The organism is Providencia sneebia DSM 19967 (genome assembly GCF_000314895.2).
In the GTDB taxonomy this organism is placed as follows: domain Bacteria; phylum Pseudomonadota; class Gammaproteobacteria; order Enterobacterales; family Enterobacteriaceae; genus Providencia; species Providencia sneebia.
Genome location: NZ_CM001773.1, coordinates 3,352,881 through 3,362,778, shown reverse-complemented (window position 1 = coordinate 3,362,778; position 9,898 = coordinate 3,352,881). Strand labels below are relative to the sequence as shown.

The following is a 9,898-nucleotide window of genomic DNA, read 5'->3' as shown; positions in this document are numbered from 1 at the left end:
TTGATTTTGAGTTGGAAGATTGTGATACCTCGTTGGGCAATTGGATCACCGCAACCTTGACGGGAAACAGCAATGCTCAAGGGTTACTCAACTTTGATGCGGGCAGTGAAGCGGCGGGGGCGGCTATTGGTATTGAGACCATGAATGGGATGCAATTACCGATTAATCCGGCAGAGCCGTATCCCGCACATGCAATACAAGACGGCACAACGACCATCCGATTGAAAGCGTATGTGCAAGGAAACAGTGAGGCAATAGCGAGTCAATCGATAACGCCAGGGTTTTTTACGGCGACGCTGACCTATACCTTGGGGTATGAATGAGGGTTATAACACATTCAGTGTATGAATTACGCAAGCATTTATCAATAACTACAAAAACTAATTTGTATCATTTTCGCTTTTATATTGGCAAGGAAAATTATCATATATCAACTTAGCATATTCTATTTGCTAATTTTTCATAAGGTATTCTAGTTGATTATTTGGAATTAAATTAATTTAAAGAAGATCGAATATATCGACTAATAAAGCAGATGTTACATCGTGGTAAAAAAACTGTATTTACATCAATGTACCAGGGAACCATGAGAGTATCGCAAGCCAGTCTATTACACCGTTTTTTTACAGCGATGCTGACGTATATCTTGGGGTGTGTGTGACTAGTTGGGGTATTACATTGTTATCAGAGAATAATAGAGGTAGTAATAAATGAGACTTTTAAGTGGATTTTTTTTATATTTAGTAATCACCCAAATAGGGTATGCTGCCGATACTCCAATGTATTTAAATAACATACCTCAGAAATATAGTCAAGGAGGAAAAATAGAATATTTTGGAGCACCGGGCGCTCCTACTGGTGTTGTTGGAAAGAGTGTTAAAGCTTGTGCTAATTCAGTATCCTCCGATGGCAATTGTACTCAATATAATGCATGGGGAGCTGGATATTATGTTCCTGGTGGTCTCGTGAGAGCAACATCGGGACCTATTACTAATATAAATTCGTCTTCAGACTGTTATTTCCGACCTATGTGGTCATTGCAAGCAGGTAATAGACCTGAATCATATATGACTAGTAGTTCACTATCGCAGATGTCTCATACAGTATCTAATAATTATTGGACGAGAGATGTAAGTGTTATGGTGGGCGATTATGTTAGGATTAATAAACCTTGTTCTGATTTAGATAAAGGGACTATAGTTGATTTACCTATATCAGGTGCTAATTTATATCTTAATGTAGTGGATATTCGCTCAGGAAACCCTAGCTGGATATACCCAAGCGGCGCTACTACGACGAACAATGCAACTGCAAGTGTAGGTAAAAATGGCTCAGTGTCTTTTGTTTATGGCGTTATCGTTTGTTCAACTACGTCCGTATCTGCATCGCTATGTACTACAATATACCGACCTTATGCAATTGACATTAATTCACCAGGAACAGATGTCCCTATTCCTCCGGTTGAATGTAATTTGATGGGTCTCACATCTATCAATCTGGGTGTTATTGGTAAAGATGGGCAAGGAGAAAAGGGAACAATTTATCCATCCATCCAATGTAACTCGGATGCAAGCATGACTTTTACTATTATTGATGGAACACTCGATCTCAATGGTGTGGTTGTAGGTTTATCGTTCGTAGATAATAATGACACTAAATTAACAATATCTGTTGATAACACAGTTCGTAGTATCCCTATTTCGGCTGAAATAAAATCCATTGCTCAGGGGATTGAACCGGGAGAGCGGTATGGCAGTACGATTCTTTTGACAAATATGAATTAGTCGATGCTCGGCACTGTTGCAAATAAAATGATGGGACTGAGTTTTTGGCTCTCAGTTAGATTACAGGCCAAAAGCTCTGTTCACTAGACGCACTTCTCCCAAGGGATATCCGTAATAAAAATACTCAACCTGACCTTTCCTCAATTGTGGCATGAGCAGTTTTGAGGGATTTAAATCCTAATGTCGGATTGATGATCCGTTTCAATTTTCCATGATCACATTCAATGACATTATTGCGATATTTTATCTGCCAATGTTCAACGCCAGTCGGGCATTTCCCTCCCGTCCACAGGATGGATAATACCAGTGAAATGACGACCTTTAAATGCGTTCATGAGTTAAGCTTCCGTAGTGGGCTGGTTAGCTTGGCATAATGAGTTATTCAAACTTTACAATAGTGCCCAATAGAGAGAGTGAATGCTCAATTTCTCCTTAGATGGGAAATATAACTAATACTCATGTCATGCTTAGCTAACAGTTATTGAAACTTACAATACTCATTCTGTATCTTCAATATTAACTTGCGGGTTGAAAAACAATCATGCCTTTGAACTTGAATATTCAATGCAGCATAATTCTGTTCTTAAACATTGAAATAGAATTCAACTAATACCTTGTAGTAATTTTTATCTTTAATAAGATAGAGCTAACGATATTTATTAAATTGATCACATTATTATGACAGTTGGTATATTAATTACAGCAGCAGGTAAAAGTCGCCGTTTTCAGCTTGCGGGCGGACAGGGTAATAAATTGAATAGTGATTTAGGTGGACAAACTGTATTTGAAATAACCCTTCAAAATGCCATAAAAAGCCAGTTACCTATTCATGTGATTACTCGGCCTGATAACCAAGGTGTTATTACCCATTGTTTACAGCACAATGTGCCTTATTCGCTAATCAATAGTGAAGGATTAGGCGAAACAATCGCCTTTGGTGTGAAGAATACGGCTCATTGGGATGGTTGGCTGATACAACTTGCAGATATGCCATATATTACTGAAAATATTTTTATTCGCGTTGCTAACGAATTAAAACTTCATCCCTTAGTTCGGCCTATCCATGATGGCAAACCCGGTCATCCTGTAGGAATATCTGCACAATATCGTCAGCAATTAATAGCGTTAACAGGTGATGATGGCGCTAAATCAATTTTGCAAGGTTCAGCTATTTATCGTATAGAAATGAATAATAGTTGTGTTATCAATGATATTGATTACCCAATTAAAAATGAATCAGCAGGTCATTAGGCTAACGAAATTCTGCTTGTGATAAATGATAATACTTATTCAATTTCAATAAGCGCCCCAATAAATCGGTTTTATTGAGGGCTTCCTTTTTATTCCGCTATTTTTTCTGTTTTTCAACTTGATCCGTGGTCACTGGAACTTCTTGTCCGCCCCAATTTGCCCTAGCCCATGAAATCAAATCGGCAATTTCTTGTGCATCGAGATCATCTGCAAATCCGGGCATTGCATACATGCGTTGGCCATTTGGAAATACTGTTGTAGGGATCCCATTTAAAACAACATTAATGAAAGTTTGCGGGTTATCCATCATCACAATCGCATTGCCTTTTAGCGCAGGAATACCATTCGGAATACCTTCACCATTAACACCATGGCAGCCCGCACATGTTGACATATAAGTCAAACGACCTGCTTCCATAAGGCTATTAGCTTGTGGATTGGCCGCTTGTGCTAAAGGTTGTGGTGCTGGCTGTGCATCAAGAAGTTGCCCATTTTTATCGGTTAGCAGATAAATAGCCATATCATTGACATCTTCAGGCTTCATTTGGCTGGTCGAAAAGTGGGTTACCGTATTCATTCCTGCAAAGGAAGTCCCTTGAGGTGAAATTCCTGTTTGTAAAAACTGACTGAGCGATTTAGTGTCATAACCATGTTTTGACAATGTCGGGGCTGTAATATCAGGAATTGCCATGTTGTCGACTTCACCGCCTTCAAGTGAACGTGAAAAATCAACACCCATCATAAAGTTACGTGGTGAATGACATGCTCCGCAGTGAGCAAGCCCTTCAACAATGTAAGCACCCCGATTCCATTCTGCTGAACGGTGAGGATCATTTGGCGCTTGATGATCAGGGAAGTTAAATAATGTCCAAAAGTTCATAAAAGGCCGAACGGGTAAGCCAAAAGCGCCAGTATTATCTTTATTGGGCACTGGCATTGGTGGAATGCTCATCATGTAAGCATAAAGTGCATCTAAATCTTCCGGTGTGGTGATATGAGTAAACACATACGGCATGGCAGGGAAAAGGTTGCCTTTATCTTTACCAATGCCATCTTTAAGCGCACGATGAAAATCCGCTCGAGTGTAGTTGCCAATACCAAATTGCTTATCAGGTGTGATATTTGTTGAATAGATTGTACCAAAAGGTGTTGATATAGGAACGCCACCCGCTGCCATTGGGCCTTCAGGTAGAGAATGGCAACCAAAACAATCTCCGGCGAGTGCCAGTTCTCGTCCACGCGGAATGAGCTGAGCAACTTGTTCAGATGTCAGTGGTTTTTCTGCTTCAGGATCTATACTAGATTGACGAAATAAACCAAACAAAATAGCTAAAGCAACAATAATACCAATGATAATAATGGCATAGATTATTTTTCGTGTTAAACGACGACTGTTCACCATTTTTATTCTTCCTTAATCAATGACACAGCCGGGCGTTTCTAACGCCACTTTGCGCACAGCTTCATAATAACGAACGTAGCCAGTACAGCGGCAGATATGTTCATTCAAGGCATCTTCAATTGCTTGCTCTAACTTTTCGCGTTTAACTGGATTTTTCTTGAGCTGATGAATAAAAACGGTCGCGCCGGTTACAAAACCAGGTGCACAATATCCACATTGAAATGAGAAGTTTTCAATGAAAGCTTGCTGAACTGGTGTTAATTCAACAACTTTACCTTGTTCATCTACTTTGGCTTGCCCTTCTATCGTAACAATATTTTTATTATTGAAATAATGCGCACCATAAATACAGGTTCGGCTCTCGGTAGTTGAACCATCAGGGAGGATTTCCATAATAGTACACGCATGGCAAATGCCTTGACCACAACCAAAGTGTGTTCCAGTTAAATCAAGGTATTCATGCAAAAACTCAATCATTGGCATGCCAACAGGCACATCAATAGGACCAATTTTTCTTCCATTGATCGTTAAACTCAATGGTTTTCTTTCAATGATAGGAACGGCATTTTTGATATTCATGATAGTGCCTTTTTAATTTTATCTACCGTAATTGGGAATTCATAAAAACGATGACCTGTTGCATGCGTTAGCGCATTACTTGTCGCAGGTAAAATAGGGATCATGCCGAGTTCAGCCATTCCTTTTGGTGGCGATGTTTCAGATAGCGGAGGCAAGTAATCAATGGTCTGCTGCCAAACGGCAACATCTTTAGCGCGTGGTAAAACATAGCGATTAAAGTTCCAAGTTCCATTACCCGGGCCATCTTCATAAAGGGGAAGTTCTTCCATTAAAGCATGCCCGATCCCCATTGCTGTTCCACCTTGGATTTGCCCTGAAACAAGTTCAGGAACAATCATTGTGCCTGGGTCCATAATCATATGATGGCGCATAATTTCGACTTCACCGGTAAAAGTGTTGACGTTTAATTCCACCAAACAAGACGCAGGTGTTACTGTGGTTGGATCAGCTTTTGCACGCTGAGTAGGTGGGTAAAATGCTTCTTTGCGTTTAATAAAGTGATAGCCACCCGTTGTCATTAAACTTTTTAGCTCTTGAGGTGCGCCATCGCCATAACGAATTGAGATCGCATCTAAAGGCAGGTTTCGCTGGCCTACAGTTGGAATATCAAAATCAGCTCTAGCCCATTGCCAACTAGAATAACCATGCACAGCAACGCCAGTAATTAATCCCAACTCATGCGCTCTTTTTGCCAAAATATTAAAGGGAATTGGCTTCATTCCGCCACCCCCAATACCATCAGGACCTACGCGAATATCAGAAAACTCAACATTGAGCCCATTAAATGCACCGCCACCGGGACCTTCACTCCAAATACTTTTTGCCGCAGGCCAAAGTGTATTTTCAAGTAAAAAGCGACCTGCTTGCCGCGTACCAAAACCAATATAATAAACACCACTTGATGAACTCATATCGGGAATCAGTGCGGGTGTCCAATAAGGATCTGTTTTTGATAATTCGTCTTGTTTTTTCTGATCTGCCCAGCTGGTTTTGAGTGGAAGTTGGTCAAATTCAGTTACACCATATTCCACCACATCTGGTGCTTTACTTAATGCTTGCCACACCATTACTTGTTGAGCCGTCGTGCCGCCTGTCCCGATTTCTTGCATACAGTGGCGCATTGTGAGTTTGCCATCTGCATCAAATTCAAGGGATAGAATTGTTGGTACGCCGCTAGATCCATAAACTTGTTGAACTTGGGCAAATCCAACGCCATAAAGTTTGCCCGGATTTGTTGCATCATATTCTGCTTTTCGTTTATCACGATTAACCCAAATAGGATGTTTTTCAGCTAGGTTGAGCATCTCGACATTACGCGGGTCTCCTGCAATAACGCCACCTTGGGTATTGGGGTAACCTTCTAAAATTGCATTTCTGCGGCGAAGTTCAATTGGGTCAATTTTCAGGTTATGGGCTATTTCATCTACCATTAATTCTGTTATTGCCATTGACTGCAAGGAGCCAAATCCGCGCATCGATCCTGCTTCAACGGCAGGTGTCGCCATTGCCAGTGCAGTTAGATCAGATTTAGGGAAGTAATAAATAGATTGCGCGCCACGAACCGCGACATGTGAAACAGCGACTGAAAGGTTTTCTCGACCACCACCATTACAGTTGTAAGTACCTTTTAATATTTCAAATTTACCACTTTTTTTATCACCAATAATGGTGACATCCATTTCAATTGAATGGCGTTTCATGCCCATTTGAAATTGTTCATAGCGGTCATTTGCCATACGAACAGGCAAACCATCGGCATAAAAACTGGCAACCATGGCATAAAATGGAAAAACTGAATAATCTTTAGAACCATAACCCACCGTAGAACCAGTTAATAATACAATATTTTCAACAGGGAAATGTTGATTATGTTTTGATAATTCAGCTGCTGCATTCACAACGCCAGCAGGGGATTGTGTGGCGGTTAATATGTGTAATGTTTTTGTTTTTGCATCATACCAAGTATTGCAGTTATCAGGTTCCATAGCGCAAGGATCTATGGATTGTGAAAATCCGTGGCGTTCAAGAACAAATTTATCGGGATCTTGGCGTGCCGCTTCGATTTCTTCAGTGATCAATCGAGCATAATCCATCCCTTTTTCTTGTGAATCTGGTTTTTCTTCTGCTTGATGCAAGGCTTGAATAAAGCCACCCCCTCTATCTTTGCGGATCACAGGCGGGATAGTCAGCGCATGTTTTGGATCATAAGGTGGCCAAACGGGAGTATTTCCATCAAATCCTCCCTTAATGCCTGAATCTTGATAAGGAGAAAAGATAGAAGGATCTAATGGTGTTTTTCCACCGATGCGTACATAGCGAGCAGCACCATAGTTTGCGGGTGGTTTAGGGCCAGTAATTGCACCATATTTCACAATATCGGTTTCAAAGCGCAACATTCGCTGTGCGGCACTGAAAGTATCAAAATCATGGTAAATTAAAATAGCGACGGGGTGACCAATAATTGGCGGGGTATCACCTTTTGGAACGAGAATGTTATAGCCATAAAACCCTTTTCCCATGCTGGTATCTTGGGGGATATTGAGTCCATCACGAATTAAATCTTCTTGTAAAATAATACGATCTGGTTGTAGATTTGGTCCTAAAATAGCAAGATCAATATCTTCAAAGGTTCTATCTGCTTGGGTTGCTTTTACCATAAAAGCATAGCTTTGTTTTGCAGGCCAGCCGGGAATATCTTTAGCACGATAATCTCGAGCAAAGTTCTTATGCCCCGTGACTTTTTCTATACCATCCCAACGATAACGTGCTTTACCATTTTGCCCAATCCAACCATTGGCAGGCATATCTGAATCGACTTCTAAAGCAATTGCAAAGGGAAGCTTGCCAACCATTACTGCAATACCTGCAATGGTTCCTAGTTTTATAAAATTTCGCCTAGAAATCTGTCCCGTCATTTAATACTCCCTGAATTTATTTTTTTGGATTTATATTATTAGAGAAAAAATGTTTTATTTAAAAATGGTGGGGTAGTTAAATATAATTATTCATATTAAGATGGTTTGTTTTGGGTTTTTTAAGTTTTATACTCATTAATATAACATATTTATAAAACCATGTTATTAGTAAGTGAATTCATTTTGCTAAGAAAGAGAAATGTATTGTTGTGAGCATCATTATTGAACAAATACAATAAAAAAGAATAAAATAATACAAAATACATTTATAATCCTTCAGTCATTTCATTGGTCATTTTCAATAATGTAGAGTTCATTCATTATTCAACTGTCTGTAACTTAAAATATTTTATGAATTATTAGAATTTGGTTATAAATTAACGGGTTGTTAGTCATAAAAAGACCTAGCGCATATCACCATTAGGCTGGAAATAATAAAGTAAAACGAGTGGTAATCCTTATTTTATAATTCAACCACGAATAAGAATAATTAAATTTTAATTATATAAAGTAACGGTAAATTAATATTAACCAAAGAAATAATTAATTCTTTTGTCTTTATTTAATGGTATAAATACGACGGTGTTAAATTAATTTGTTTTTCATATAAAATAGAAGGTTTAATATATTTACCATTAAGAGTTAAAATATAATTTATTTTGTATGTCATTGTATATAAACAAGATGGTGATAATAATTATATTGTATATATTTGACTTTTGTTTTTAACGGTTGACGACCCATGAAATACTGATTAATGTTATTAAGTATAAACTAGTATATGTCGATTTATATTATTTTATTATTGGATTGATATATTTTTAAAATCAACGACGCTATAGTAAGGTAAGTTAAAATGAATAAATTAAAAGTAGCATTATTTTCTTTAGCATTATTAAGCCCACTTGCATTTAGTGCAACAGAAATTAATTATGTAAAATCGTTAGATCTAAAATTTGCAGGCACTGTGAATGTTGTAATGAATAACGGTGTTTCTGCTGATTATGTCGAAGCGATTTCACAAAAAGCGGATGAAAAAGGTGCTGAATACTTTGTGATCACATCTGTTCAATCTGAAGGTAGTGGTAATGATGTATCAGTAACTGCTAGCTTATATAAGAAATAATTAGAGTGTTTTTTCGGGTTGCATCATCATTGATTCTATTTTAGTGTTGATGTAACTCGAATTATTTAATATTGAAAACACTATTTATAGGAAGTGATTTATGCAAGTTATTGAAGTTGCTAAGAAACGTTATGCAGCGAAAGTCTTTGATCCAACTAAAAAAATATCACCTGAAACATTTAAAAAAATCAAACAATTACTTCGCTATAGTCCTTCCAGTGTTAATATTCAACCTTGGCATTTCATTATCGCAGAGAGTGAAGAAGCAAAACAAAGAATGGCTAAATCAACAGAAATTGATTACCCATTTAATACCTCAAAAATTACCGATGCTTCTCTTGTTGTTTTATTCTGTACTAAAAAGCAGGTTGATAAAGCTTATTTAGATGAAATTCTCGATCAAGAATCTTTAGATGGGCGTTATACGTTGCCTGAGCATAAAGAAATGATGGCTGGTGCGCGAGAATTTTTTGTTAATTACCATAAAGAAAACCGCCAAGATTTATCTCGCTGGTTAGAGAATCAAACATTTTTAAATTTGGGATGTTTTTTATTGGGTGTTGCTGGATTAGGTGTTGATGCAGTTCCTATGGAAGGTATGGATTTTAGTATTCTTAATGAAGAATTTTCTTTACCAGAAAAAGGATTATCACCCATTGCAATGGTGGCATTGGGGTATCACGCTAAAGAAGATTTTAATGCAACTTTGACCAAGTCTCGTTTGCCTGAAGATCAAATTATCACTGTTATTTAATGAATTTTAAGATTAAGAGTCATAAATAATAATACTCTATTCGATATAGAAGAAAGGTACTGAAAACAAATTTTGCTCTCAGTACCT

The 9,898-nt window shown here is 38.1% G+C and carries 8 protein-coding genes and 1 pseudogene; 5 read left to right on the top strand and 4 right to left on the bottom strand.

What is annotated here, in order from left to right:
• Together OO7_RS13915 and OO7_RS13910 are read left to right on the top strand one after the other, a co-directional pair.
• Positions 1 to 323 (top strand): fimbrial protein (locus OO7_RS13915; protein WP_008916568.1); only part of this gene is annotated, 323 nt, incomplete at its 5' end.
• Positions 324 to 710: 387 nt separating this feature from the next.
• Positions 711 to 1,784, top strand: coding sequence for a hypothetical protein (locus OO7_RS13910; protein WP_008916567.1), 1,074 nt, complete (start codon positions 711 to 713; stop codon positions 1,782 to 1,784).
• 139 nt (positions 1,785 to 1,923) lie between these two features.
• Here OO7_RS13910 and OO7_RS17685 read toward each other — a convergent pair.
• Positions 1,924 to 2,064 (bottom strand): annotated as a pseudogene (locus tag OO7_RS17685) (DDE-type integrase/transposase/recombinase); the annotation flags it as partial.
• 398 nt (positions 2,065 to 2,462) lie between these two features.
• Here OO7_RS17685 and OO7_RS13905 point away from each other — a divergent pair.
• The gene (locus OO7_RS13905) at positions 2,463 to 3,035 is read left to right on the top strand and encodes a nucleotidyltransferase family protein (protein WP_008916566.1); all 573 of its coding nucleotides are present in this window, start codon (positions 2,463 to 2,465) and stop codon (positions 3,033 to 3,035) included.
• A 97-nt stretch (positions 3,036 to 3,132) separates the two neighbouring features.
• Here OO7_RS13905 and OO7_RS13900 read toward each other — a convergent pair whose 3' ends face one another.
• From OO7_RS13900 to OO7_RS13890, 3 genes are read right to left on the bottom strand one after another with little or no spacing between them, the layout of a single operon-like run.
• Complete coding sequence (locus tag OO7_RS13900; protein WP_008916565.1) at positions 3,133 to 4,437, bottom strand: cytochrome c; 1,305 nt, start codon at positions 4,435 to 4,437, stop codon at positions 3,133 to 3,135.
• A gap of 12 nt (positions 4,438 to 4,449) precedes the next feature.
• Entirely contained in the window at positions 4,450 to 5,016 is a 567-nt protein-coding gene (locus tag OO7_RS13895; protein ID WP_008916564.1) for a (2Fe-2S)-binding protein, read from the bottom strand.
• Positions 5,013 to 7,931, bottom strand: a complete 2,919-nt coding sequence (locus OO7_RS13890) for a xanthine dehydrogenase family protein molybdopterin-binding subunit (protein ID WP_008916563.1) — start codon at positions 7,929 to 7,931, stop codon at positions 5,013 to 5,015. The genes OO7_RS13895 and OO7_RS13890 overlap by 4 nt, the downstream gene beginning before the upstream one ends.
• Positions 7,932 to 8,787: 856 nt before the next feature.
• Between OO7_RS13890 and OO7_RS13885 the strand changes: the two genes are divergently transcribed.
• Positions 8,788 to 9,057: a YdgH/BhsA/McbA family protein gene (locus tag OO7_RS13885; RefSeq protein ID WP_008916562.1), complete on the top strand. Its 270-nt coding sequence runs from the start codon at positions 8,788 to 8,790 to the stop codon at positions 9,055 to 9,057.
• 100 nt (positions 9,058 to 9,157) lie between these two features.
• Positions 9,158 to 9,811 carry an oxygen-insensitive NAD(P)H nitroreductase gene (gene nfsB, locus OO7_RS13880; RefSeq protein WP_008916561.1) on the top strand — a complete coding sequence of 218 codons (654 nt, stop codon included), beginning with the start codon at positions 9,158 to 9,160 and terminating at the stop codon, positions 9,809 to 9,811.
• Positions 9,812 to 9,898 lie beyond the last annotated feature (87 nt).

Bases quoted from the DNA above. Each gene is read 5' to 3' on its own strand.
- OO7_RS13910 (WP_008916567.1), top strand. From the start codon at position 711: ATGAGACTTTTAAGTGGATTTTTTTTATATTTAGTAATCACCCAAATA.
- OO7_RS13905 (WP_008916566.1), top strand. From the start codon at position 2,463: ATGACAGTTGGTATATTAATTACAGCAGCAGGTAAAAGTCGCCGTTTT.
- OO7_RS13900 (WP_008916565.1), bottom strand. From the start codon at position 4,437: ATGGTGAACAGTCGTCGTTTAACACGAAAAATAATCTATGCCATTATT.
- OO7_RS13895 (WP_008916564.1), bottom strand. From the start codon at position 5,016: ATGAATATCAAAAATGCCGTTCCTATCATTGAAAGAAAACCATTGAGT.
- OO7_RS13890 (WP_008916563.1), bottom strand. From the start codon at position 7,931: ATGACGGGACAGATTTCTAGGCGAAATTTTATAAAACTAGGAACCATT.
- OO7_RS13885 (WP_008916562.1), top strand. From the start codon at position 8,788: ATGAATAAATTAAAAGTAGCATTATTTTCTTTAGCATTATTAAGCCCA.
- nfsB (WP_008916561.1), top strand. From the start codon at position 9,158: ATGCAAGTTATTGAAGTTGCTAAGAAACGTTATGCAGCGAAAGTCTTT.